General features: G+C 68.4%; 21 protein-coding genes and 1 riboswitch. Of the genes, 12 read left to right on the top strand and 9 right to left on the bottom strand.

The features are described from left to right. Positions 1-2 precede the first annotated feature (2 nt). Together tipF and AC3A3G_RS07110 are read left to right on the top strand one after the other, a co-directional pair. Positions 3-1,271, top strand: coding sequence for a flagella assembly cyclic-di-GMP phosphodiesterase TipF (tipF, locus tag AC3A3G_RS07115; RefSeq protein WP_487487852.1), 1,269 nt, complete (start codon positions 3-5; stop codon positions 1,269-1,271). A gap of 53 nt (positions 1,272-1,324) precedes the next feature. Continuing rightward, complete coding sequence (locus tag AC3A3G_RS07110; RefSeq protein WP_200168086.1) at positions 1,325-2,014, top strand: 2OG-Fe(II) oxygenase; 690 nt, start codon at positions 1,325-1,327, stop codon at positions 2,012-2,014. Between the two features lie 216 nt (positions 2,015-2,230). On the opposite strand, the gene ileS is transcribed toward AC3A3G_RS07110, so the two are convergent. Beyond that, positions 2,231-5,152: an isoleucine--tRNA ligase gene (ileS, locus tag AC3A3G_RS07105; protein ID WP_487487851.1), complete on the bottom strand. Its 2,922-nt coding sequence runs from the start codon at positions 5,150-5,152 to the stop codon at positions 2,231-2,233. Between the two features lie 286 nt (positions 5,153-5,438). On the opposite strand from ileS, the gene AC3A3G_RS07100 reads away from it, so the two are divergent. Continuing rightward, positions 5,439-6,005 (top strand): DUF3828 domain-containing protein, encoded by a 567-nt coding sequence (locus AC3A3G_RS07100; RefSeq protein ID WP_125899976.1) that lies wholly within the window; start codon positions 5,439-5,441, stop codon positions 6,003-6,005. 4 nt (positions 6,006-6,009) lie between these two features. Here AC3A3G_RS07100 and AC3A3G_RS07095 read toward each other — a convergent pair whose 3' ends face one another. The 5 genes from AC3A3G_RS07095 to AC3A3G_RS07075 form a co-directional block, all read right to left on the bottom strand. Next, positions 6,010-6,486: a hypothetical protein gene (locus tag AC3A3G_RS07095; protein ID WP_487487850.1), complete on the bottom strand. Its 477-nt coding sequence runs from the start codon at positions 6,484-6,486 to the stop codon at positions 6,010-6,012. A gap of 81 nt (positions 6,487-6,567) precedes the next feature. After that, a complete protein-coding gene (locus tag AC3A3G_RS07090; RefSeq protein ID WP_487487849.1) occupies positions 6,568-7,407 on the bottom strand; it encodes an alpha/beta hydrolase in 840 nt (279 codons plus the stop codon). Between the two features lie 93 nt (positions 7,408-7,500). Then, entirely contained in the window at positions 7,501-8,430 is a 930-nt protein-coding gene (locus tag AC3A3G_RS07085) for a bifunctional riboflavin kinase/FAD synthetase (RefSeq protein WP_368924950.1), read from the bottom strand. Positions 8,431-8,441: 11 nt separating this feature from the next. Further along, positions 8,442-8,903, bottom strand: coding sequence for a MaoC family dehydratase (locus AC3A3G_RS07080; RefSeq protein ID WP_046652125.1), 462 nt, complete (start codon positions 8,901-8,903; stop codon positions 8,442-8,444). Between the two features lie 39 nt (positions 8,904-8,942). Next, entirely contained in the window at positions 8,943-9,812 is an 870-nt protein-coding gene (locus tag AC3A3G_RS07075; RefSeq protein ID WP_200168080.1) for a TIGR01459 family HAD-type hydrolase, read from the bottom strand. A 107-nt stretch (positions 9,813-9,919) separates the two neighbouring features. On the opposite strand from AC3A3G_RS07075, the gene lspA reads away from it, so the two are divergent. Together lspA and AC3A3G_RS07065 are read left to right on the top strand one after the other, a co-directional pair. Continuing rightward, positions 9,920-10,447 carry a signal peptidase II gene (lspA, locus tag AC3A3G_RS07070; RefSeq protein WP_200168079.1) on the top strand — a complete coding sequence of 176 codons (528 nt, stop codon included), beginning with the start codon at positions 9,920-9,922 and terminating at the stop codon, positions 10,445-10,447. Between the two features lie 68 nt (positions 10,448-10,515). Next, on the top strand, positions 10,516-11,082 hold the full coding sequence (locus tag AC3A3G_RS07065; RefSeq protein WP_200168078.1) for a DUF3035 domain-containing protein: 567 nt from the start codon (positions 10,516-10,518) through the stop codon (positions 11,080-11,082). A gap of 70 nt (positions 11,083-11,152) precedes the next feature. Here AC3A3G_RS07065 and ispH read toward each other — a convergent pair whose 3' ends face one another. Further along, positions 11,153-12,124, bottom strand: coding sequence for a 4-hydroxy-3-methylbut-2-enyl diphosphate reductase (gene ispH, locus AC3A3G_RS07060; RefSeq protein WP_200168077.1), 972 nt, complete (start codon positions 12,122-12,124; stop codon positions 11,153-11,155). Between the two features lie 159 nt (positions 12,125-12,283). Here ispH and AC3A3G_RS07055 point away from each other — a divergent pair, with 159 nt between their 5' ends. The 4 genes from AC3A3G_RS07055 (at position 12,284) to AC3A3G_RS07040 (ending at position 17,525) form a co-directional block, all read left to right on the top strand. Then, positions 12,284-12,919 (top strand): Tat pathway signal sequence domain protein, encoded by a 636-nt coding sequence (locus tag AC3A3G_RS07055; protein ID WP_487487848.1) that lies wholly within the window; start codon positions 12,284-12,286, stop codon positions 12,917-12,919. A 3-nt stretch (positions 12,920-12,922) separates the two neighbouring features. Continuing rightward, positions 12,923-14,722, top strand: coding sequence for an arginine--tRNA ligase (gene argS, locus AC3A3G_RS07050; RefSeq protein ID WP_487487847.1), 1,800 nt, complete (start codon positions 12,923-12,925; stop codon positions 14,720-14,722). A 269-nt stretch (positions 14,723-14,991) separates the two neighbouring features. Continuing rightward, on the top strand, positions 14,992-16,002 hold the full coding sequence (locus AC3A3G_RS07045; RefSeq protein ID WP_487487846.1) for an adenosine deaminase: 1,011 nt from the start codon (positions 14,992-14,994) through the stop codon (positions 16,000-16,002). 221 nt (positions 16,003-16,223) lie between these two features. Next, a complete protein-coding gene (locus tag AC3A3G_RS07040; RefSeq protein ID WP_487487845.1) occupies positions 16,224-17,525 on the top strand; it encodes a Y-family DNA polymerase in 1,302 nt (433 codons plus the stop codon). On the opposite strand, the gene pncA is transcribed toward AC3A3G_RS07040, so the two are convergent. Together pncA and AC3A3G_RS07030 are read right to left on the bottom strand one after the other, a co-directional pair. Beyond that, positions 17,516-18,187: a bifunctional nicotinamidase/pyrazinamidase gene (gene pncA / locus AC3A3G_RS07035; protein WP_487487844.1), complete on the bottom strand. Its 672-nt coding sequence runs from the start codon at positions 18,185-18,187 to the stop codon at positions 17,516-17,518. The two genes, AC3A3G_RS07040 and pncA, sit on opposite strands and share 10 nt — an antisense overlap. Then, the gene (locus AC3A3G_RS07030; RefSeq protein ID WP_487487843.1) at positions 18,159-19,127 is read right to left on the bottom strand and encodes a class 1 fructose-bisphosphatase; all 969 of its coding nucleotides are present in this window, start codon (positions 19,125-19,127) and stop codon (positions 18,159-18,161) included. The genes pncA and AC3A3G_RS07030 overlap by 29 nt, the downstream gene beginning before the upstream one ends. Positions 19,128-19,242: 115 nt before the next feature. Continuing rightward, a riboswitch (glycine riboswitch) is annotated at positions 19,243-19,339 on the top strand. Between the two features lie 164 nt (positions 19,340-19,503). On the opposite strand from AC3A3G_RS07030, the gene gcvT reads away from it, so the two are divergent. From gcvT to gcvPA, 3 genes are all read left to right on the top strand, one after another. Continuing rightward, positions 19,504-20,616 carry a glycine cleavage system aminomethyltransferase GcvT gene (gene gcvT / locus AC3A3G_RS07025; protein ID WP_289647747.1) on the top strand — a complete coding sequence of 371 codons (1,113 nt, stop codon included), beginning with the start codon at positions 19,504-19,506 and terminating at the stop codon, positions 20,614-20,616. A gap of 173 nt (positions 20,617-20,789) precedes the next feature. Next, the gene (gene gcvH / locus AC3A3G_RS07020) at positions 20,790-21,155 is read left to right on the top strand and encodes a glycine cleavage system protein GcvH (protein ID WP_123155206.1); all 366 of its coding nucleotides are present in this window, start codon (positions 20,790-20,792) and stop codon (positions 21,153-21,155) included. 121 nt (positions 21,156-21,276) lie between these two features. After that, positions 21,277-22,623, top strand: a complete 1,347-nt coding sequence (gene gcvPA / locus AC3A3G_RS07015; RefSeq protein ID WP_487487842.1) for an aminomethyl-transferring glycine dehydrogenase subunit GcvPA — start codon at positions 21,277-21,279, stop codon at positions 22,621-22,623. Positions 22,624-22,630 lie beyond the last annotated feature (7 nt).

Raw genomic sequence — 22,630 nt, 5'->3', positions numbered from 1 at the left:
CCATGCGAAAGATCACCGGCGGCTTCCTGTTCTTCGGCTACCTGTTCCTCGCCCTGACCATCGGGGCGGCGATCTGGCGCGCCGGTCTGGGCGGCGGCGCGGGCGCGGCCGGGGTGCTGGGCGCGCTGGGGATCATGGCCGGCGTTCACGCCCTCGTCACCGGCATGGCCGACCGTCGCGCCCTGCGTCTGGAGATCGCCAAGGTGCGCGAGGCCCACCGCCTGCTGGCCGATGCGATGGAGTCGACCCAAGGGGCCCTGACCGAACTGGCGCAAGCCATCGAGACCGGCGCCCTGTCGCGCACCGACGCCCTGACCGGCGAGGTGCGGATGCTGGAAGGCCTGGTCCAGCAGATGAGCGAATCCATCGAGGAGCGGCTGGCCGCCTCCACCCTGACCGCCGACACCTTCGAGGGCCGCCGTCAGGTCCAGTCGAACACCCTGCTGAAGACTGTCCACGACGCCCTCAGCGAGAACCGCGTCGACCTGTATCTGCAGCCGGTCGTGACCCTGCCCCAGCGGCGGACGGTCTTCTATGAGAGCTTCACCCGCCTGCGCGACCCGTCGAACCGGGTGATGATGCCCGCCGAATACCTGTCGGTGGCCGAGGGCGAGGGTCTGCTGCCCGCCATCGACAACCTGCTGCTGTTCCGCTGCGCCCAGATCGTGCGCCGTCTGGCCGGGCAGGACCGCAAGGTCGGCGTCTTCTGCAACATTTCGCTGGCGTCTCTGGGCGACGAGACCTTCTTCCCGCAGTTCCTCGACTTCCTGAGCCAGAACCGCGACCTGAAGGACGCCCTGATCTTCGAACTGGGTCAGGCGACCTTTGACGCGCGCGGCGCCATCGAGGCGCGCAACATGGCCAAGCTGGCCGACCTGGGCTTCCGCTTCTCCATCGATAAGGTGCAGACGCTGGACCTGGATTTCGCCGACCTGCAACGCTCGGACGTGCGCTTCATCAAGGTGGCGGCGGACCTGCTGATCGAGCAACTTCTTGATCTGGACGGCGCCGCCCCCCTGCCCAGCCAGCCGGATATCCGCGCTGGGGACTTCGCCCCCCTGACCCGCCGCCATGGCCTCGAACTGATCGCCGAAAAGGTCGAGAGCGAGAAACAGGTGGTCGACATCCTCGAACTCGACATCGGCATGGGCCAGGGCCACCTGTTCGGCGAGCCGCGGGCCATCAAGGAAGCCGTCCTGGCCGAAACCGACCCGCCCGCCGACTTCGTCCGCTCGACGCTGAAATCGGCCGAGCAGAGGGTGCGCCTCTAGGCCACGGCCGAAAGCCGCCAGACAGTCGGGCCGCCGCGCGCTCTGATGGCGGCATGACCGACGCCGCCCTAGACTGGCCCCGCATCGCCGCCGACCTGAACGCCCAGGGCTGGGCCATGACCGGCCCCCTGCTGACGCCCGCGACCTGTAAGGCGCTGCAGACCCTCTATGATCAGCCCGAGCGATTCCGCAGCCGCATCGTCATGCAGCGCCACGGATTTGGGCAGGGCGAGTATCAGTATTTCGCCGATCCCCTGCCCGATCCCCTGCCGCGACTGCGCGCGCATCTCTACGAAGGCCTGGCGCCGATCGCCGACGACTGGGCGAGACGGATGGGACGACCCGGCTTTCCGGCGCGACTGGCTGAACTGACCGCCCGCTGCCGGGCGGCGGGACAGACGCGGCCGACCTCGCTGATGCTGCGCTACGGTCCCGGCGACTACAATCGACTGCATCAGGATCTGTACGGCGATCTGGTCTTCCCGCTGCAGGCCGCCATCCTGCTGAGCGATCCGTCCGAGTTCGAAGGCGGCGAGTTCGTTCTGGTCGAGCAGAAGCCCCGCTCGCAGTCGCAGGCCCATGTCGCGCCGTTGAAACAAGGACAGGCCGTCATCTTCGCCGTGCGCGAACGCCCGGTGGCCGGCACGCGCGGCGACTATCGCGTGCAGATGCGCCACGGCGTCAGCACGGTGCGCGCGGGCAAGCGGATGACGCTGGGGCTGATCTTCCACGACGCCGTCTGATCCCTTCTCCCCTTGTGGGAGAAGGTGGGCGCCGGAGGCGCTCGGATGAGGGGTGTCGGCGCGCCATTTGACGTTCTGGCGTTTCGGGCGTCGTGGCAGCCGTTTAGGCCGCTGCGCACACACCCCTCATCCGTCAGGCTCCGCCTGCCACCTTCTCCCACAAGGGGAGAAGGAAGAAAAAGGCCCCTGCGCCGGAGCGGAGGGGCCTGATCCTGTTTAAACCTTCTGCGCGTCCAGCCAGCGCACGGCATCGGCGTCACGGGCCGACAGGTCAGGGTAGTCGGCGTCAGAGCCGACGTCCGGCACCCGGCGCCAGGAGCGGGCGCATTTGGGATAGTCGGCGGTCTTCACCTCAACCGTCACCGCCTCGCCGCCGATCTTGAGCTCGGCGCCCGAGGTGCGGAACACCTCGGCGGCGTCCAGGCCCTCGAACGGCGCCAGCAATTCGGCCGGGGCCGTCACTACCGGCCAGGCGTCCAGCGCCCCGCCGATGACCTTGTCGCGACGCGCGGCCTCCAGCGCCTCGTTAACGACCTCCAGCACCGTCTCGACATTGGTCCAGCGCTCGGCCTCGGCCGTGTTGCGCCACTGGCCCGGCGTTTCGGGGATCACCCGCGCGCAGTTGGTGCCCGCCTCGGGGAAGCGCGTCGTCCACGCCTCGTCCATCGTGAAGGGCGTCAGCGGGGCCAGCCAGGCGGTCAGGCGGCTGAACACCTCGTCCATCACCGTGCGGACGGCGCGGCGCTTGATGCTGTCGGGACGGTCGCAATAGAGGCTGTCCTTGCGCACGTCGAAATACAGCGCCGACAGATCGCCCGAGCAGAACTCCAGCACCGGCCGCACCACGTCCTGGAAGCGGTATTCGGCATAGGCCTGGCGCACCTGGCCATCCAGCTCCCACAGGCGGTGCAGGATGAACTTCTCCAGCGGCGGGAACTGCGAATAGTCGGTCAGGCGCTCGGCCTCATCGAAGCCGTTCAGCGCGCCCAGCAGATAGCGGACGGTGTTCCTCAGCTTGCGATAGGCGTCGACCGTGGTCTGCAGGATCTGCTTGCCGATGCGCTGGTCGTCCGAATAGTCGACCAGGGCCACCCACAGACGCAGGATGTCGGCGCCCGACTCCTTGATGATGGTCAGGGGGTCGGTGGTGTTGCCCCGCGACTTCGACATCTTCTCCCCGTTCTCGTCCAGGGTGAAGCCGTGGGTCAGGACGGCGTTGAACGGCGCCCGGCCGCGTGTGCCGCAACCCTCCAGCAGCGACGACTGGAACCAGCCGCGATGCTGGTCCGAACCTTCCAGATAGAGGTCGGCGGGCCAGTGCGACGGGCGGTCGCCCGTATAGCCGCTCTCGGCCGTGCGCGGGTCCAGGGTGAAGGCGTGGGTCGAGCCCGAGTCGAACCAGACGTCGAGGATGTCGGTGACCTTCTCGAACCGCTCGGGATCGTGCGCGCCCAGAAAGTCGGCGTCGGGGGCCGAGAACCAGACGTCGGCGCCACCCTCGGCCACGGCCTTGACGATGCGGGCGTCGACCTCGGGGTCGTGCAGGGGCTGGCCGGTCTGTTTGTCCACGAACATGGCCAGCGGCGTGCCCCAGGCGCGCTGACGGCTGATCAGCCAGTCGGGGCGGCCCTCGACCATCGAACGGATGCGGTTCTTGCCCGCCGCCGGGTGGAAGGCGGTGGCGTCGATGGCGTTCAGAGCGCGGTCGCGCAGGGTCGCGCCGTCTTCCAGTTCCTCATCCATGCGGATGAACCACTGGGGCGTGTTGCGGAAGATGATCGGCGCCTTGGAGCGCCAGCTGTGCGGATAGGAGTGCTCCATCCGGCCGCGCGCCAGCAGGTTGCCCGCCTCGATCAGCTTTTCCATCACCGCGCCGTTGGCGGGGCCGAACTTGCCGGTCTTCTTGCCCTCGGTCTCCAGCACCTTGAGGCCCGCGAACAGGGGCACGTGGTCGTAGTAGGCGCCGTCGGGATCGACCGTGTCCGGCACCTCGCGATGACCGTGGGCCAGCCAGACGGCGAAGTCGTCCGCGCCGTGGCCCGGCGCCGTGTGGACGAAGCCGGTGCCCGCGTCGTCGGTGACGTGATCCCCCGCCAGCAGCGGCACCGAGAAGCCATAACCGCTGTCCAGCGCGGCCAGCGGGTGGGCGCACTCCAGACCCGACGGGTCGATGTCGTAGACGCGCGTCCAGGCGGCGATCTTGGCGGCCTTGAACACCTCTTCGGCCAGCTTGTCGGCGAGGATGAAGCGGTCGCCCGGCTTGGCCCACGGCTCATAGTCCAGCCCTTCCTCAAGGGCCGTGACCTCATACAGGCCGTAGTTGATCTCGGGGCCGTAGCTGATCGCCCGGTTGGCCGGGATGGTCCACGGCGTGGTCGTCCAGATCACGATCGAGGGCGTCGCTGCACGGAAGGTCAGCAGGTCGTCCGGGTGGCTGTCGGTCGCGCCGACCACCGGGAACTTGACCCAGATCGTGGGCGAGACGTGGTCGTGATACTCGACCTCGGCGTCGGCCAGGGCCGTGCGCTCGACCGGCGACCACATCACCGGCTTGGAGCCGCGATACAGCTGGCCCGAGTTCTTGAACTTGTGGAACTCCGCGACGATGGCCGCTTCGGACGTGAAGTCCATGGTGGCGTAGCGGTTGGCGAAGTCGCCGGTGATGCCCAAACGCAGGAACTGGTCGCGCTGCAGGTCGATGTATTTGCCGGCGTATTCGCGACAGGCGGTGCGGAACTCTTCCTTCGACACCTCGTCCTTGCGGCGGCCCTTGGCGCGGAACTGCTCCTCGATCTTCCACTCGATCGGCAGGCCGTGGCAGTCCCAGCCGGGCACGTAGTCGACGTCATAGCCCAGCAGGAAGCGCGAGCGGACCACGAAGTCCTTCAGCGTCTTGTTCAGGGCATGGCCGATGTGGATGTCGCCGTTGGCGTAGGGCGGGCCGTCGTGCAGCACATAGAGCGGCGCCTTCTGCGATTGACGCAGGGCGCGCAAGGTTCCGTACAGGTCGCCCCACTGGGCCAGGATTTCCGGCTCCTTCTTGGGCAGGCCGCCGCGCATCGGGAACGGCGTCTCGGGCAGGAAGACGGTGTCGCGATAGTCGCGGCCGGAAGGGGTCTGGGTGTCGGCGTCGGCCATGGAATGTCTTTTCGTCTTTGCGCGCACGGCCGTCATGAAAACGGCGTCGGGCGTCAGTCTAGCGTGAAGGCGCCGGACGGCCCATGCCCTGATGGCTCAAGGCGGCGTCTTCCCGGCGGAATGTTTCGAGAAATCCCGACGTGCGCGGGGCTGTCAGCCCTGCAGCGCTACGCCGGGCGGCTAATCGAAATCGGACGGATCACGCGAACGGTCATGATGGGAAAGCTCTAGCAGACCGCACGCCCCCGGCGCCATAGTCCAGGCGAACAGACGGGAGACGGATCGGATGCGTATTCAGGCCTTGGCGACGGCGGCGGTGCTGGCCCTGACGGCGGCGGCCTGCTCGGCGGAAAAGGAGGCGCCCGCTCCGGCCGAGGCCGCCGCGTCGGCCCTGACAGGCCGCGCCGCCGTCTATGCGGCGGGCGAAAAAGACGCCGAGGCCTTCGTGCGCGCCCTCTACGCCCGCGCGGCGGAACCTCGTGATGCGCCCGACCCGGCCGAGGCGGCGATCACCCCCGGCCGCGACCCGCTCTATTCACGCACCCTGAACGCCCTGATCGGCGTCGACTTCCGCGAGGCTCAGTCCCGCGACGAAGTCCCCTATCTGAACTACGACCCCATCTGCGCCTGCCAGGACATCGACGGCTTCGCCCTGAAGGCGGTGACGATGACGCCCGACGGCCCCCAAGCCGCGACCGCCGAGGTCGTCTTCACCAACCACGGCCGCGAGCGTCGCCAGACGCTGAAGCTGGTGAAGGAAGGCCCGATGTGGCGCATCGCCGACATCATCGACGACAAGGGCAAGTCGCTGCACGACGACCTGATGGCCATCGCCGAAAAGGCGGAGAGTTAAAGCCTCAAGCGAAGGCCCAGACGCCCGCCGGTCCGTCGGCGTCGCTGGAAGACGGCGGCGTCTTCGGCCGGATACGGCGCGCCCGACTTCTGAGTTTCAAGCGGCGCAGCGGCTGCATGAGCGCCGTCACGCGCCGCGTCATCGCCGCCCTGACCGGCGCCAGCCGCGCCTGGGCGGTCATCAGGCTGACCGCCGTCAGGACTTCGAGATAGGCCAGCACGTCACCGGCGGCGAACAGGGCCACTTCCAGGCCGACGGTCTGCCACAGCATCATCACGCCGATCATCACCAGAACGAGCCGCAACGCCGAGCCGGACAAGGCCCACGACAGCTTGCCTGTCGTCCAGCGCCGGGCGTCGGCGTTGACGCCGCAAATCAGCGCCAAGGCTCCGATCAGCAGCGGCGCCGACACGCCCGCCCCGCTGAACGCCGCCGCGGCGGCCCACAGGGCGCAGACGCCCGCGATCGCTCGCCAGGCCATTGGATTATCACTCTGCATTCGCCGCTCCCGTGAACGCCGTTCTTCATCTGGTCGCGCAGGGCGCGGCGCGCAAGCGGCCCGCTATGGCTTTGATCCGTAACCGTGCGCGACCAGGAAGGCGTCCAGCCGCGCTTCGCCGTCGGCGCGGGCGACGGGATCGGGGTCGAAGTCGCTTTCCTGATTGTCGAGGTTGCGGGTCAGCAGATGCCCCAGGTTCGGATAGAGATGCAGATCGCAGGCCCCGCCCGTCTGAACCAGGGCGTCGCAGAAGGCTTGAGCGCCGCGCGCAGGGGTCAAGGTGTCGGCCGCGCCTTGCACGATGACGGCGGGCGGACCGCCTCGCGCCGCCAAACTCAGCGGTGAGATCGTCGCCGGATCGGCTCCGCCCAGCAGCCGCCGCACCCAGCCGTCCTGGGCCAGGTCCAGCGCGGGCGACCAGAGCAGCAGCAGGTCCGGCCCCTTGATCCCTTCCGCACAGCCGCCCAACCCGGTGGCGGCGGCCAGATGCCCGCCCGCGCTGACGCCGTAACCGGCCACTCGCTGCGGATCGACGCCCAGCTCCGCCGCATGGGCGCGCACCCATGCGAAGGCGTCGCAGGCGTCGGACAAGGCGTCGGCGGGCGTCGCCGTCTCGCCTGACAGGCGATACTCGATGGGGATGGCGACCAGGCCCTGCGCCTGCATCCGCCGCGCGGCCGGATAGGTCCAGGCCGGTTCGCCCGCCACCCAGCCGCCGCCGTGGAACATCAGGATCGCCGGTCGCGGCTCGGCAGCGACATCGCTCGGGGCGAACAGATGGGCGGACAGGGCCTGCTCGCCCGCCGTCTTATAGGTGACGACCTGCGGCGCCTGGGCCGCCGCCGATCCGGCCGCGACGGCCAGAACCGCCGCCAGAACTACACGCGAAAATCCCTGCCTCATGGCGAGCCTCTTCCGCTGTTGAACGCAGAGGCTAGCTCAGGACGAACGCCGTTCCGACTTACAAATGAGTCACGCCGCAGGGGCGCCCAGGCCTCAGCCCAGAAGCGCGCGGGCGGCGGCGGCGTCGGCGTCGATCTGGACCTTGAGCGCGTCGAGGCCGTCGAACTTCATCTCGCCGCGCAGGAAGGCGATCAGCTCGGTCTCCAGCACCTGGCCGTAGAGGCTTTCGTCGAAGTCCAGCAGCCAGACTTCCAGCAGGGGCTCTTCGACCTCGAACATCGGACGCACGCCCAGATTGGCGACACCCTTGACCACCCGCCCGTCCGGAAGCCGGGTGCGGGTCGCATAGACCCCATAGGCCGGGCGCATATAGTCGCCCATGGCGATGTTGGCGGTCGGCGTGCCGATGGTGCGGCCGCGCTTGTCGCCGTGGATCACCTCGCCCTGGATGGCGAAGGGGCGGCCCAGGATGGCGGCGGCGCGATCCATGTCGCCGGCCTTCAACGCCTCGCGCACGGCGCTGGACGACAGCTTCAGGCCCGAGGCGTCGTCGATGCGGTCGGTGACGGAGACGCTGAAGCCCAGCGTCTCGCCATAGGCTTGCAGCAGAGCCGGCGAGCCGGAGCGGCCCTTGCCGAAGGTGAAGTCGAAGCCGACGGCGGCGTGTCTGATCCCCAGGCCCTCGGACAGGACGCGGCGGGCGAATTCCTCGTCCGACATGCCCGCCATCTCGCGATCGAACGGCAACAGATACAGGCGGTCGACGCCCAGCGGCGCCAGGGCGCGCGCCATCTGGTCCGGCGTCATCAGGCGGAAGGGCGCGGCCTCGGGCTGGAACAGGCGGCGCGGATGAGGATCGAAGCTGACCACGGCCAGGGGGACGCCAAGGCGATCCGCCGCCTCGCGCGCCGAGGCGATGACCGCCTGATGGCCGCGATGCACGCCGTCGAAGGCGCCGACGGCCACGGCCGCCCCCTGCTGCGCGGCGGTCAGACCGCGCCAGTCGCGAATGACCTCGACCATGCGGACGGCTCTCAGCGCGCCGAGGGCTTGCGGCGGCGCGGCACGCGCACGACGGCCACGCCGTCCATGATCAGCTTGTCCTCGACGAAGCCCTCGCAGCGCAGCTCGCCGCGCGCGCTGTCGTGGTCCAGGGCGATGACGGTGATGACGATCCGCACCGTGTCGCCGATCCGCACCGGGAAGTGGAAGGCCAGCGTCTGAGAGATGTAGATCGAGCCCGCGCCCGGCAGGATGGTCCCCACCACCGCCGAACCGAAGGCCGCCGACAGCAGGCCGTGGGCGATCCGACCGCGATAGGCCGTCTTGGCGGCGAAGGCTTCGTCCAGATGCACCGGATTGAAGTCGTCGGACGCCTCGGCGAACAGACGAATCCGCTCTTCGGTGACGTGAACCGTCTTCTCTGCGGCCATGCCGACGTGGAGTTCGTCGAGGATGTAACCGCCCGACGGGTGCGCTTGGACCAGATCAACCATGAGCGGCCCTTTAAGGCAGGTGCGACGAAATGGCGAGACTCACCACGTCAGTTCCAGAGCGGCGTAGCGGGCGAAGGTCGTCTCGGCACGGAGGAGTTCGGCCGCACGCGCCGGATCGAGCGTTCCGTCCGGGCCCTTGGCGGCGTCGCCATGAATACCCTGGGCGATGAACAGGCAGTCCAGCGCCTGCTCGGCGGCGCCCAGCACATCCGTAACCACGCCGTCGCCGATGCACAGGACGCGCGAACGATCGACCGGCCGCCCCATCAACCCCTCGGCCTCCTTCAGCGCCAGGGCGTAGATGGGCGCGAACGGCTTGCCCGCCATGACCACGCGGCCGCCCATGGACTCATACAGATCGGCGATGGCGCCGCCGCAGTAGATGATGGAATCGCCGCGCTGGACGATGCGGTCGGGGTTGGCGCAGATCAGCTCCAGCCCACGCTCGACGGCGGGCGTCAGGCGCTCGCGATAGTCCTCGGGCGTCTCGGTCGTGTCGTCATAGGGGCCGGTGACGGAGATGAATGCGGCGTCGCCCGCGTCGTGGGCGCTGGTCAGGTCCAGACCTTCATAGAGGACGAAGTCGCGGTCCGGCCCGATGATCCAGGCCGGTCCGGGCGCGCGGCGCGCCAGTTCCATGCGGGTGGCGTCGCCCGAGGTGACGAAGGCCTGCCAGGCGCTGCGCGGCACGCCCAGGGCGTCCAGCTGCGCCACCACGTCCGGCGAGGGGCGCGGCGAGTTGGAGATCAGAACGACATGGCCGCCCTTCTCATTGAACTGGGTCAGGGCCTCGCAGGCCGCAGGCCAGCTTTCGCGCCCGTTGTGGATCACACCCCAGACGTCGCAGAGCAGGATGTCGTAGTCGTCGGCGACGGCGGACAGGCGGGGCAGCGGATGAGGCAGGGTCATGCCCTGCTTATAGCGAGGGAAAACCGAGGGGAAAGGCCGTGCGGACGATCCGCGCCTCTTCGATTTCCCTCTTCGCCGCCGAACGTCTTCCTGCTAACCCGCTCGGCATGAAGATTTCCCGTCTCGCCCTGGGCGCCTATCTGATCGCCCTCGCCGTCATCGTGCTGGACCAGCTGACCAAGGCCTGGGTGCTGAGCGCCATCGGCGCGGAACACATCACCCACATTCCCGACGGCTTCCGCATCGCCGAGGTGGCGCCGCCGGTGTTCAACCTGACCTATGTGCTGAACACGGGCGTCAGCTTCGGCCTGTTCGGCGGCGGCGCCGGGCGTTGGATCCTGAGCGTCTTCTCCGTCGTCGTGGCCGGGCTTCTGGCCTGGTGGGCGACGCGGGCGGACCGCCGACTGCTGATCGCGGCCATCGGCCTGGTCATGGGCGGCGCCATCGGCAACGTCATCGACCGCATTCGCTTCGGCGGCGTGGTCGACTTCCTCGACTTTTCCGGCACGGGCCTGTTCCCCTGGATCTTCAACATCGCCGACAGCGGCATCACCGTCGGCGTCGTCCTGCTGATCCTGGACAGCTTCCTGTCCGAGCGCCGTTCGACAGTTGGCGCGGCCCACGAAAAGTCGTAATCACACCCTCTTAACTTATCGACCCGAGCCTGCGCCCGTGCGGCGCGCCTCCCGGAGCCGAACGACCCATGCGTAACCGTCCTGTCCTGATCGTGACCCTGGCCGCCGGCGCGGCCCTCAGCCTGAGCGCCTGCGGATCGATGAAGCAGAGCGTCGGCCTGTCCAAGGTCGTGCCGGACGAATTCGTCACCGTGGCCAGCGCCCCGCTGGTGGTGCCGCCGGAATACGGCCTGACCCCGCCTTCGCCCGGCGCCCCGCGCCCGCAGGAGCTGGCCCCGGAAAGCGCCGCGCGCCAGATTCTGCTGGGCCAGCGCCAAGCCGTGACCCGCACCGCCGGCGAGCAGGCGTTGACCGCCCAGGCCGGCGCCGATCGCGCCGACCCCCTAGCCCGCTATGTTGTCGATGACGAGTTCGGCAACATCGCCCACAAGGAAGAAAGCTGGGCCAATCGAATCATGTTCTGGCGCAAGGACGACGCCGCCAGCCAGGTTGCGACCGTGGCCCAGACCGGCGAAGGCGCCCGGACCATCGACGCCTCGACCGAACATGAGCGTCTGCAGGCTCTGACAGGCGGCCGCGAAGGCATCACCATCGCGCCGCGCCGCGACACCCGCTTCAAGCTGCCAGGCCTGTAAGGCTACCGAACATTCCGCATGTTCAAGGGCGCGTTCGTTTCGACGGACGCGCCCTTCTTCTGTGCCCGGATCAGGTCGTCAAGACGCGAGGCAGCTTGAAGGTCACGGTCTCGCGGGCGCCGTCGTCTTCCGTCACGGTCACGTCGAATCGCTGTTCAAGCGCGGCGATAACGCCTTGCACCAGCGGTTCGGGCGCCGAGGCTCCCGCCGTCAGTCCCACGTCGGCGACTCCTTCGAACCAGGCCCAGTCCAGATCGCCGGCGTCATCCACCAGACGCGCGTCCCTGGCGCCGGCGCGCAGAGCCACATCAACCAGCCGCGCCGAGTTGGACGAGTTCTTGGACCCCACCACCAGCACCAGATCGCATCCCTCGCCCAGACGCTTCACCGCTTCCTGCCGATTGGTGGTGGCATAGCAGATATCTTCCTTGTGCGGGTCGGGCAGTTCGGGGAAGCGCCGCTTCAGCGCCGCCAGGATCTCGGCCGTGTCGTCCACCGACAGAGTGGTCTGGGTGGCGTAGGCCAGCGGCTGGTCGCCAGGACGCTGAAACGCCTCAGCATCCTCGACCGTCTCGACCAGGCTGATGGCGCCGGCGGGCAACTGGCCCATGGTGCCGACGACCTCGGGATGGCCCGCGTGGCCGATCAGGATGACGTGGCGGCCCGCCGCGAAGTTGCGCTCCGCCTCGACGTGGACCTTGGACACCAGAGGGCAGGTCGCGTCCAGGAACAGCATCTCGCGCGAGCGGGCCGTCGCGGGCACCGACTTGGGCACGCCGTGGGCCGAAAAGACCACCGGCCGGTCGTCTGGACACTCGTCCAGATCCTTGACGAAGACAGCCCCCAGCCCCTTCAATCGGTCGACGACGTGACGGTTGTGGACGATCTCGTGGCGCACATAGACGGGCGCGCCGTATTTCTCGATCGCGCGTTCGACGATCTGGATGGCCCGGTCCACCCCGGCGCAGAAGCCGCGCGGCGTCGCCATGCGAATGGACAGGGGGCGGCGTTGAAAATCGGAAGTCGGCACAGGCGCGTTCATGAGCCGGAACCTAGTCCTTCGCAGGCGTCGTCGCCACCTTCATCACCCAAGGATGCGCAGGCCGTTTGCCGCGCCTCGCTTTAGCCGCTATCACCACCCAGCGTGGTTCGATCGGATGTTTGATCGTCCGCGCCCCCATCGACTGCCGGAAAGCTCCTGATGCGTCGCGTCCTGACCGCCCTCGCCGCCTTCTCTGTCACGGCCGCGCTGATCCCCCAAGCCGCTGAGGCGCAAAGCGGACGCCCGCAACAAGGCCAGCAGGCCGAAAAGGCCCCCGCCCGTCCCGCGCGCATCGCGCCGCTGAGCCGTCGCGCCAACGCCGGCCCCTGCCCCTTCGTGAAGATTCTCTACGATGCGGCCCGCTACGTCGAACTGTCGGACTATGAGCGCCCCTCGGCCAACGGCGTGGGCTTTACCGGCGAGATCGAGGGCGTCAGTTCCGACTGCGTCTATCGTGAAGACGACCCCATCCGCCTGGACATGAATCTGCTGTTCAGCCTGGGCAAGGGTCCGCAGGCCGAGGGCGACGCCCGCACCTATCGTTACTGGATCGCCGTGACCGAGCGGAACTCGGCGGTCCTGGCCAAGGAATATTTCGACCTGCCCGTGACCTTCGGCGGCGCCGACCGCACCCAGGCCGAAGCCAGCCAGACCATCGTCATTCCGCGCGCCGAGGCCACCACCAGCGGCGGCAATTTCGAAGTCCTGATCGGCTTCGACGTCACGCCGCAGATGGCCGAGTTCAACCGATCCGGCAGCCGATTCCGCCCGACTTCGGGCCAGCAGACCAACTAAGACATGACCGACCTCAAGACTTCTCTCAGCGAAGCGGTCGGAGCCGCCTTCGCCGCCGAAGGCGTGGACAAGGCCCTGGCCCGCATCACCGCGTCCGACCGTCCCGATCTGGCCGACTTCCAGTCGAACGGCGCCCTGGCCGCCGCCAAGGCGCTGAAGGCCAATCCGCGCGAACTGGCCGCCAAGGTGGCCGAGCGTCTGGCCGCCGATCCGCGCCTATCGTCGGTCGAGGTCGCCGGTCCCGGCTTCATCAACATGAAGCTGTCGAACGCGGCCCTGGCCCAGCGCGCGGCCGAGGTCGCGGCGGACGATGAGCTGGCCGGCGCCTCGCGCGTCGAACCGCGCAAGGTGGTCATCGACTACGGCGGCCCCAACGTGGCCAAGCCGATGCACGTCGGCCATTTGCGCAGCGCCATCATCGGCGAGAGCCTGAAGCGGCTGTTCCGCCTGCGCGGCGACCACGTGACCGGCGACGCCCACTTCGGCGACTGGGGTTTCCAGATGGGCCTGCTGATCACCGCCTGCGGCGACGAAGGTCTGGCCGACGCCTTCATGGCCGAAGGCGACGGCCCCTTCCCGGCCGAGACGCCGGTGACGCTGGCTGATCTGGACCGCCTCTATCCGCTGGCGGCGGGCAAGGCCAAGGAAGACCCCGCCTTCCGCGACCGCGCCCGCAAGGCGACGGCCGAACTGCAGGGCGGCCGCCCCGGCTATCGCGCCCTGTGGCGCCACTTCGTCGCCGTCAGCCGCGAGGCGCTGAAGCGCGAATATGACGACCTGTCGGTCGACTTCGACCTGTGGAACGGCGAGAGCGACGCCGATCCCCTGATGGACGAGATGATCGCCGACCTGAAGGCCAAGGGCCTGTTGGTCGAGGACGACGGCGCCCAGGTGGTCCACGTCGCCCGCGACGGCGAGACCCGCAAGAAGAAGCTGGCCGACGGTTCGGTGATCGAGGCCCCGTCGCCCCCGCCCCTGCTGGTCATCAGCTCGGAAGGCTCGGCCATGTACGGCACGACCGACCTGGCCACGATCCTGGACCGCAAGAAGTCGATTGCGCCGGACCTGATCCTCTACGTCGTCGACGAACGTCAGGCCGAGCATTTCGAACAGGTCTTCCGCGCCGCCTATCTGGCCGGATACGCGCCTGAGAAGTCGCTGGAGCACCTCGGCTTCGGCACCATGAACGGCGCCGACGGCAAGCCGTTCAAGACCCGCGCCGGCGGCGTGTTGAAGCTGCGCGACCTGATCGATCAGGCGACGGAAAAGGCGCGCGAGCGTCTGCACGAGGCCAAGCTGGGCGACGACCTGCCCGCCGAAGAGTTCGAGGACATCGCCCATAAGGTGGCGGTCGCCGCGCTGAAGTTCTCGGACCTGTCGAACAACCGCACGACCAGCTACGTCTTCGACCTCGACCGCTTCATGAGCTTCGAGGGCAAGACCGGCCCCTATCTGCTGTATCAGGCCGTGCGGGTGAAATCCTTGCTGCGCAAGGCTGCGGAACAGGGCGTGGCCCTAGCCCCCATCGTCATCGAGGAAGCCGCCGAGCGCGACCTGGCCCTGACGCTGGACGCCTTCGACGCGGCCACGGCCGACGCCTATGACAAGCGCTCGCCCAATCTGATCGCCGAGCACGCCTACCGGCTGGCGCAGAGCTTCTCGAAATTCTACGCCGCCTGCCCGATCCTGGTCGCGCCAGACGAGGCGACCAGGGGCTCGCGCCTGGCCCTGGCCGCCGCGACCCTGCACCAGCTGGAGACCGCGCTGCGCCTGCTGGGCATCGAGACGCCCGACCGGATGTAGGAACAGCTTCCTTCTCCCGATGGGAGAAGGTGGCCCGAAGGGCCGGATGAGGGTTCCCGGCTGAAGTCGGCGCAAGCCGTCGTGCGACGGCTGACGCCGACTTGGAGCATGAACCCTCACCCTTTGGCTGCTACGCGCCGCCCTGCGGGTCGCCTACGCCAATCGCTTCGCTCTTGGAGGCTCAAGCCCTCTCCCATCGGGAGAGGGTCAGGAGATGACGGCAAAGGCCGGGACCGCTAGGCTGCACGCCACGCTACCGGAGCCTCCCCATGTCCCTCGACGCCTTCATCGCCGGCCTGCCCAAGGCGGAACTGCACCTGCACATCGAGGGCTCGCTTGAGCCCGAACTGATGTTCGAACTGGCCCAGCGCAACGGCGTCGCCATCCCCTACGACAGCGTCGAGGCCGTGCGCGCGGCCTATGACTTCTCGAACCTGCAGGACTTCCTCGACATCTATTACGCGGGCGCGGCCGTGCTGCTGACCCGTCAGGATTTCGAGGATCTGGCCTTCGCCTATTTCCAGCGCGCGGCCGCTGACAACGTCCGCCACGCCGAGATCTTCTTCGATCCCCAGACCCACACCGACCGGGGCGTGCCCTTCGCCGTCGTGGTCGAGGGCCTGATCGCGGGCATGGACCGCGCCAAGGCGGAACTCGGCGTCACCAGCGGCCTGATCCTCAGCTTCCTGCGCCACCTCAGCGAGGACGAAGCCTTCGCCACGCTGGAGGCCGCCAAGCCGTATCTTCATCACTTCATCGGCGTCGGACTGGATTCCTCCGAGGTCGGCCACCCGCCGTCGAAGTTCCAGCGCGTCTTCGCCGCCGCCCGTGAACTGGGCTTGAAGCTGTGCGCCCACGCGGGCGAGGAAGGCCCGCCCGAATACGTGCGCGAGGCGCTGGACCTGCTGCACATCGACCGCATGGACCACGGCAACCGCTCGATGGAGGACGAGACCTTGATCGCGCGTCTGGCGGCCGAGCAGATGACGCTGACCGTCTGCCCCCTGTCGAACCTGAAGCTGTGCGTGGTCAAGGATCTGAAAGACCACCCGGTCCCCGAGATGCTGCGCCGCGGCCTGCACGTGACCCTGAACTCGGACGACCCGTCCTATTTCGGCGGCTATGTGAACGCGAACTACAGCCAATTGGCCGAGGCGGTCGGTCTGACGCGCGAACAGGTGGTGCAACTGGCCAAGAACAGCTTCGAGGGCAGCTTCCTCAGCGACGCCGACAAGGCCGCGCGGATCGCCGAGGTGGACGCCTACGCGGCGGCGAACTGAGGCGCTCCACTCCTCCCCTTCGCCGTCATCCTCGGGCTTGACCCGAGGATCCAGCGTTCCGCGCCCCCGTCCTGTCCATCAGGCCACGGCCCTATAAGCATCTTGCGTCTCGCAAAGGCCGCCCTGGATCCTCGGGTCAAGCCCGAGGATGACGGCAGAGGGGTTGGTCTTTGTCCCTCACCAGACTCCCCCGCACCTAACGTTCCTGATATGTTCACGTCATGGAACACCCCGGCCGACAGCCTGATGAAGACGCCGCAGGCCTACGCTGGCTGTTCATCGACCTGAACGCCTTCTTCGCCAGCGTCGAGCAGCAGCAGAACCCCGACTGGCGCGGCAAGCCGGTCATCGTTCGCCCCGTCGAGAGCGAATACTCCGGCGCCATCGCCGCCAGCTATGAGAGCAAGGCCTTCGGCGTCCGCACCGGGATGCAGGTGGCCGAGGCGCGCCGCCTGTGCCCTGACCTGATCGTCGCCGAGGCGCGGCCCGACCTCTATGTTCAAGTCCACAAGCAAATCATGGCCGAGATCGATCGCCACGTGCCGGTGTGGAAGGTCGGCTCCATCGACGAATGCTCGTGCGAACTGATCGGGCCGGAGCGGCGCGAGGCGAACGCCGTCGCCCTGGCCCGGCGCATTCAGGCGGGGATCATGGAGAATGTGGGCGAGTGCCTGCGGTCCTCCATCGGGCTGGCGCCTTCACGGTTTCTGGCCAAGACGGCCTGCGGCATGAAGAAGCCCGCCGGGCTGACCATATTGCGCGCCCATGAACTGCCCGGCGCCATCCTGCACCTGCCGCTGTCGCAGTATCCGGGTGTCGGCTCGCGCATGCAGCAAAGGCTGGCCGCAGCAGGCGTCACGGACACGGCGGGTCTGTGGAACATGACCGCGAAGGAGGCGCGGGCGGTCTGGAACAGCATCGAGGGCGAGCGCATCTGGCGCGGCCTGCACGGTCTCGACAGCGAGCCGACGCCGGTCAAGCCGCCCGCCTCCATCAGCCACAGCCATGTGCTGGCGCAGGCCATGCGCAACCCGGACAAGGCGCGGGCGGTGGCGCGGCGCCTGATGGTCAAATGCGGGGCGCGGCTGCGGCGGATGGGGCTGACGGGCGCCGGAATCAGCCTGCATCTCGACATGGGGCCGAAGGGGAGCAAGCGCGGCTGGGACACGACGGGCCTGACCCGCGCCGTCGCCCCGACGCAGGACACCTTCGCCCTGCTGGCCGCGCTGGACGCGCTGTGGCGCCGGGTCGAGCCGGAACTGGAGGCCGGGCGGTTGAGCTATGTCGGCGTCGGCGTCCACGGCCTGAAGGCGCGCGACGCCTTTGAGGCCGACCTGTTCGACATCGGCCCGGATCAGGGCGGCGACGCGCCGTCCTTACGCCTGTCGCAGGCGCTGGATGCGCTGAACAAACGCTATGGCAAGGACACGGTCAGCATCGGCCCCAAGGCGGGCCTGCCCGACTATATCGGCGCCAAGATCGCCTTCACCCGCATCCCCGACGAGGCGGACTTCTATGAGTGAGAGGTCAGGTCTGCGGCCGCGATCTCGGCGATCTTCAGCGTCGTGAAACTGGCCTTGGCGGCGGCCGCCGTGTCCGGGGCGATGGCGCGGCAGGCGTCCGCGATGACCACGGCCTCAAAGCCTTCTCGCACCGCGTCCTCGGCGGTGAAGCGGACGCAGTAGTCATAGGCCAGACCGCACAGGAAGACGCGCTTCACGCCCAGATCGCGCAGCAGGCCCGCCAGCCCCGTCGCCGTCCTGTGGTCGTTCTCATAGAAGCCGGAATAGGAATCGACCGCCGGATTATAGCCCTTGCGGACCATGGCCAGCGCCTTGGTCACGGCAGGCGCTGCGTCAGGGTGAAAGTCCGCCCCCGGCGTCCCCTGCACGCAGTGATCCGGCCACAGCATCTGGGGGCCGTAGGCGACCTCGATCTGCGTGAAAGGCGCCGCGCCCGCATGGTTGGAGGCGAAGCTGATCTGGTCCGGCGTGTGCCAGTCCTGGGTGGCGATGACGGTCGCGAACCGCTCGGCCAGCCGGTTGATCAGGGGCATGATCGCCGCCCCGCCCTGAACCGCCAGGGCGCCGCCCTCGCAGAAGTCGTTCTGGGCGTCGATGACCAGAAGGGCGTCAGAAGCGGCGATCTCCATGGCGTCAGGCCGCCGCGATCTGGTCGACTTCATTGGCCGAGCCGAGGACGACCGGCACCCGCTGGTGCAGTTCGGTCGGGGTCACGTCCATGATGGCCTGCTTGCCGTCCGTGGTGGACTTGCCGCCCGCCTGTTCGACCAGGAAGGACATGGGGTTACCTTCGTACATCAGGCGCAGCTTGCCCGGCTTGTTCGGCTCGCGCGCATCCCACGGATAGAGGAAGACGCCGCCGCGCATCAGGATGCGGTGCACGTCGGCCACCATGGCGGCGACCCAGCGCATGTTGAAATTCTTGCCGCGCGGGCCGTCAGCGCCCTTCAGGCAGCCGTCGACGTAGCGCTGGACGCTCTCGGCCCAGTGGCGCTGGTTCGACATGTTGATGGCGAACTCCTTGGTGTCGGCCGGGATGCGCACGTCGTCATGCGTCATCAGCCAGCGGCCGTCAGGCGCCAGGGTGAAGCCCGCGACGCCCTTGCCCGTGGTCAGCACCAGCATGGCCTGACCGGCGTAGACGGCGTAGAGCGCGGCGACCTGCTGACGGCCGGATTGCAGGAAATCGGCCTCGGCCGGCTGGGCCGACGGCGCCTTCAGCACCGAGACGATGGTGCCGACCGGCGCATTGATGTCGATGTTGGACGAGCCGTCCAGCGGATCGAACAGCACCAGATATTCGCCCGCCGGATTGGTCGAGGGCTGCATCGTGTCCTTTTCCTCAGACGCCACGCCCGCCACGGCCGGGCAGGCCAGCAGGGCGTCGGTCAGCAGGTCGTCGGCGATGACGTCGAGCTTCTTCTGCTCTTCGTCCTGCACATTGACGGCGCCCGACGCGCCCAGCGCCCCGACCAGGGCGCCGCCCGCCACCACCTGACGGATCTCGACGCAGGCGGCGGCCGCCGTCGTCAGCGTCTCGACCAGTCCCAGCGGCAGGTCGAGGGAGGCGAGGTGGGCGGCGAGATCGGTGCGGGCGGTCATGACGTTCTTCAAATCCTGTGGGCGAAGCGCGGTTCCGCCCCCTCATGGCCGTTCAGATCGTCGGCGGCAAGTCCGGCGCCGCTTGACTTCGCGCCGGAGTCGGGGCCTTAGGTCGAACGCTCTCGCGGGAGAGATCGGGTCCGTTCGCGGCGCCCGGAGCCGAAGGCGCAACCGCCCCGGAAACGCTCAGGCAAAAGGACCGCGAAAGCGCACGGACGCTGGAAAGTCGCCGAGGGATCGTCAAGAATCCGAGGGCGCGCCGACGGAGCAAGGCCACCCCTTGGGAGGGAACGGTCGGAATCTCTCAGGCTTCAGGACAGCGGGGGCGCGACGACGGCGGAGCTATCGCCGCAACCCGCGACCCGGAGGCGACGCCATGAGCGATCAGGCCCTTAAGATTACCCCACTCAACGCCGCGCATCGCGCGCTGGGCGCCCGCATGGTCGGCTTCGGCGGCTATGACATGCCGGTCCAGTATGAAGGCGTGCTGGCCGAGCACCGCTGGACCCGCGAACACGCCGGCCTGTTCGACGTCTCCCATATGGGTCAGGCGCGCATCACCGGCGCCGACGCCATCGCCCAGTTCGAGCGCTTCGTGCCCGGCGACTATGCGATCGTGAAGCCCGGCAAGCAGAAATACTCCCTGCTGCTGAACGGCCAGGGTGGGATCATGGACGACCTGATGGCGGGCAAGCCGTTCGAGGACGGCCTCTATGTCGTCGTCAACGCGGGCAACAAGGACGCCGACTTCGCCTTCCTGAACGCCAATCTGTCGGGCGACGCCAAGCTGGAGGTGCTGGACCGCGCCCTGCTGGCTATCCAGGGGCCGGAAGCCGCCGAAGTCATGGCCCAGCACGAACCCGCGCTGGGCGACATGGGTTTCATGGACTGCCGCACCATCCGTCTGTTCGACGAGGACTGCATCGTCTCGCGCTCGGGCTACACCGGCGAGGACGGCTATGAGATTTCGGTTCCGGCCGCCGCCGCAGAGCGCGTGTGGAACCTGCTGCTGACCGACGCCCGCGTGAAGCCGGTCGGCCTGGGCGCGCGCGACAGCTTGCGCCTGGAAGCCGGCCTGCCGCTGCACGGCCACGACATCGACGCCGAGACCACCCCGGTCGAGGCCGCCCTGACCTTCGCCCTGTCCAAGTCGCGCAAGGAACGCGCCGACTTCGCCGGGGCTGACGTCATCCTGAAACAACTGGCGGATGGCCCCGCTCGCGTCCGCGTCGGCCTGCACGTCAAGGAAGGCGCCCCCGCCCGCGAAGGCGCCGAGATCGCCGATGCCGACGGCGCCGTGATCGGCAAGATCACCTCGGGCGGCCCCTCGCCGACGCTGGGTCACAACATCGCCATGGGCTATGTGCCGCCGGCCTTCGCCGAGCTGGGCACAGTCCTGAAAGTCCTGGTGCGCGGCCGTCCCGCCGCCGCCGAAGTCATCGCCACGCCTTTCGTGGCGACCCGCTACTACCGGAAGCCGAAGGCCTAAGGCCCTCCCCCTTCCGTCATCCTCGGCCTTGTGCCGAGGATCCAGAAACACCGACGCCCGCCGTCGGATCACGACCTTCCCACGCTGGCGGGTCTGGATCCTCGGCACAAGGCCGAGGATGACGCATTGAAACACGAGGCCCGCTTCAGCGGCTTCTCAGGAGGAAAACCAAGATGAAGTTCACCAAGGATCACGAGTGGGTTCGCCTGGACGGCGACGTCGCCACGGTCGGCATCTCCAAGCACGCCGCTGACGCCCTGGGCGACGTGGTGTTCGTCGAGACGCCGGAAGCCGGCAAGACCGTCTCGGTCGGCGACAGCTTCGCCGTCGTGGAATCGGTCAAGGCCGCCTCGGACGTCTACGCCCCCATCGCCGGCGAAGTGATCGAGGGCAACGCCGCCCTGGCCGACGCCCCGGAAACCGTCAACGCCGATCCCGAAGGCGAAGGCTGGTTCGCCAAGATCAAGGTGTCCGACGCCTCGGTGCTGGACGGCCTGATGGATCAGGCCGCCTACGACGCCTATCTGACCACCCTCTAAGACCCGCCGTCGTCCCCGGACGGCGCGGCGCGCCGATCCGGGATCGCCGGATTCCCCGCCGCTTGAAGCGCTCCCGGAGCGTCGCCCCGCGCGACCTCCGGGATGCCGCCGAGGACTTGTAATGCGCTACCTCCCCCTGACGCCCGACGACCGTGAGGCCATGCTGGCCGCCATCGGCGCCAAATCCATCGACGACCTGTTCATCGACGTGCCGCAGGCCGCGCGCCGCGACGGCTTCGTCGACCTGCCCCGCGTGGCGGGCGAACTGGAGGTCGAACGCGCCCTCTCGGCCATGGCGAGCAAGAACGCCACGGCGGGAACCGCACCCTTCTTCTGCGGCGCCGGGGCCTATAAGCACCACATCCCTGCCACGGTGGACCATGTGATCCAGCGGTCGGAGTTTCTGACCAGCTACACCCCCTACCAGCCGGAAATCGCCCAGGGCACGCTGCAATACCTGTATGAGTTCCAGACCCAGGTCGCGAACCTGACCGGCATGGAAGTCGCCAACGCCTCCCTCTATGACGGCTCGACCGCCATGGCCGAGGGCGTGCTGATGGCCACCCGCGTGACCCGCCGCAACAAGGCCGTCGTCTCTGGCGGGGTGCACCCGCACTACGTCAAGGCGACCGAAACCGTGGTCCACGCCGTCGGCGTCGAGACTGAAGCCCTGACCGCCGCCGTCGATGCGGAAGACGCCGTCATCGCCGCCATCGACAAGGACACGGCCTGCGTCGTGGTCCAGACCCCCAACGTCTTCGGCACGGCCACCGACGTGACCAAGATCGCCGAGGCCGCCCACGCCGCGGGCGCTCTGTTGATCGTCGTCGTGACGGAAGCCGTGTCGATGGGCTTGCTGAAGTCACCCGGCGAAATGGGCGCCGACATCGTCGCGGCCGAAGGCCAGTCGATCGGCAACGCCCTGAACTTCGGCGGTCCCTACATCGGCCTGTTCGCCACCCGCGAGAAGCTGCTGCGCCAGACGCCCGGCCGCTACTGCGGTGAGACGGTGGACGCCGAGGGCAAGCGCGGCTTCGTCCTGACGCTGTCGACGCGCGAGCAGCACATCCGCCGCGACAAGGCCACGTCGAACATCTGCACCAACTCGGGCCTGTGCTGCCTGGCGTTCAGCATCCACATGAGCCTGCTGGGCGAGACGGGCCTGCGCCAGCTGGCCCTGCTGAACCACGAGAAGGCGCTCGCCACGCGCGACGCGCTCGCCGCCATTCCGGGCGTCGAGGTGCTGACCCCGCGCTTCTTCAACGAGTTCGCGGTCAAGCTGCCGAAGAACGCGGCCGAGGTCGTGCAGACCATGGCCGACAACGGCATCCTGTGCGGCGTGCCCTACAGCCGTCTGGCGCCCGATGCGGGCCTCGACGACGTCCTGCTGGTCGCCGCCACCGAGACGACGCTGGGCGCCGACATCAAGATCCTGGCGGGTGCGCTCGCCAAGGTTCTGGCCGCCTAAGGGGAGA

This window comes from Brevundimonas sp. Soil_N_31 (genome assembly GCF_057655995.1).
This window is presented reverse-complemented; position numbering and strand designations above follow the sequence as displayed.

Bases quoted from the DNA above. Each gene is read 5' to 3' on its own strand.
- tipF (WP_487487852.1), top strand. From the start codon at position 3: ATGCGAAAGATCACCGGCGGCTTCCTGTTCTTCGGCTACCTGTTCCTC.
- AC3A3G_RS07110 (WP_200168086.1), top strand. From the start codon at position 1,325: ATGACCGACGCCGCCCTAGACTGGCCCCGCATCGCCGCCGACCTGAAC.
- ileS (WP_487487851.1), bottom strand. From the start codon at position 5,152: ATGGCCGACGCCGACACCCAGACCCCTTCCGGCCGCGACTATCGCGAC.
- AC3A3G_RS07100 (WP_125899976.1), top strand. From the start codon at position 5,439: ATGCGTATTCAGGCCTTGGCGACGGCGGCGGTGCTGGCCCTGACGGCG.
- AC3A3G_RS07095 (WP_487487850.1), bottom strand. From the start codon at position 6,486: ATGGCCTGGCGAGCGATCGCGGGCGTCTGCGCCCTGTGGGCCGCCGCG.
- AC3A3G_RS07090 (WP_487487849.1), bottom strand. From the start codon at position 7,407: ATGAGGCAGGGATTTTCGCGTGTAGTTCTGGCGGCGGTTCTGGCCGTC.
- AC3A3G_RS07085 (WP_368924950.1), bottom strand. From the start codon at position 8,430: ATGGTCGAGGTCATTCGCGACTGGCGCGGTCTGACCGCCGCGCAGCAG.
- AC3A3G_RS07080 (WP_046652125.1), bottom strand. From the start codon at position 8,903: ATGGTTGATCTGGTCCAAGCGCACCCGTCGGGCGGTTACATCCTCGAC.
- AC3A3G_RS07075 (WP_200168080.1), bottom strand. From the start codon at position 9,812: ATGACCCTGCCTCATCCGCTGCCCCGCCTGTCCGCCGTCGCCGACGAC.
- lspA (WP_200168079.1), top strand. From the start codon at position 9,920: ATGAAGATTTCCCGTCTCGCCCTGGGCGCCTATCTGATCGCCCTCGCC.
- AC3A3G_RS07065 (WP_200168078.1), top strand. From the start codon at position 10,516: ATGCGTAACCGTCCTGTCCTGATCGTGACCCTGGCCGCCGGCGCGGCC.
- ispH (WP_200168077.1), bottom strand. From the start codon at position 12,124: ATGAACGCGCCTGTGCCGACTTCCGATTTTCAACGCCGCCCCCTGTCC.
- AC3A3G_RS07055 (WP_487487848.1), top strand. From the start codon at position 12,284: ATGCGTCGCGTCCTGACCGCCCTCGCCGCCTTCTCTGTCACGGCCGCG.
- argS (WP_487487847.1), top strand. From the start codon at position 12,923: ATGACCGACCTCAAGACTTCTCTCAGCGAAGCGGTCGGAGCCGCCTTC.
- AC3A3G_RS07045 (WP_487487846.1), top strand. From the start codon at position 14,992: ATGTCCCTCGACGCCTTCATCGCCGGCCTGCCCAAGGCGGAACTGCAC.
- AC3A3G_RS07040 (WP_487487845.1), top strand. From the start codon at position 16,224: ATGGAACACCCCGGCCGACAGCCTGATGAAGACGCCGCAGGCCTACGC.
- pncA (WP_487487844.1), bottom strand. From the start codon at position 18,187: ATGAAGTCGACCAGATCGCGGCGGCCTGACGCCATGGAGATCGCCGCT.
- AC3A3G_RS07030 (WP_487487843.1), bottom strand. From the start codon at position 19,127: ATGACCGCCCGCACCGATCTCGCCGCCCACCTCGCCTCCCTCGACCTG.
- gcvT (WP_289647747.1), top strand. From the start codon at position 19,504: ATGAGCGATCAGGCCCTTAAGATTACCCCACTCAACGCCGCGCATCGC.
- gcvH (WP_123155206.1), top strand. From the start codon at position 20,790: ATGAAGTTCACCAAGGATCACGAGTGGGTTCGCCTGGACGGCGACGTC.
- gcvPA (WP_487487842.1), top strand. From the start codon at position 21,277: ATGCGCTACCTCCCCCTGACGCCCGACGACCGTGAGGCCATGCTGGCC.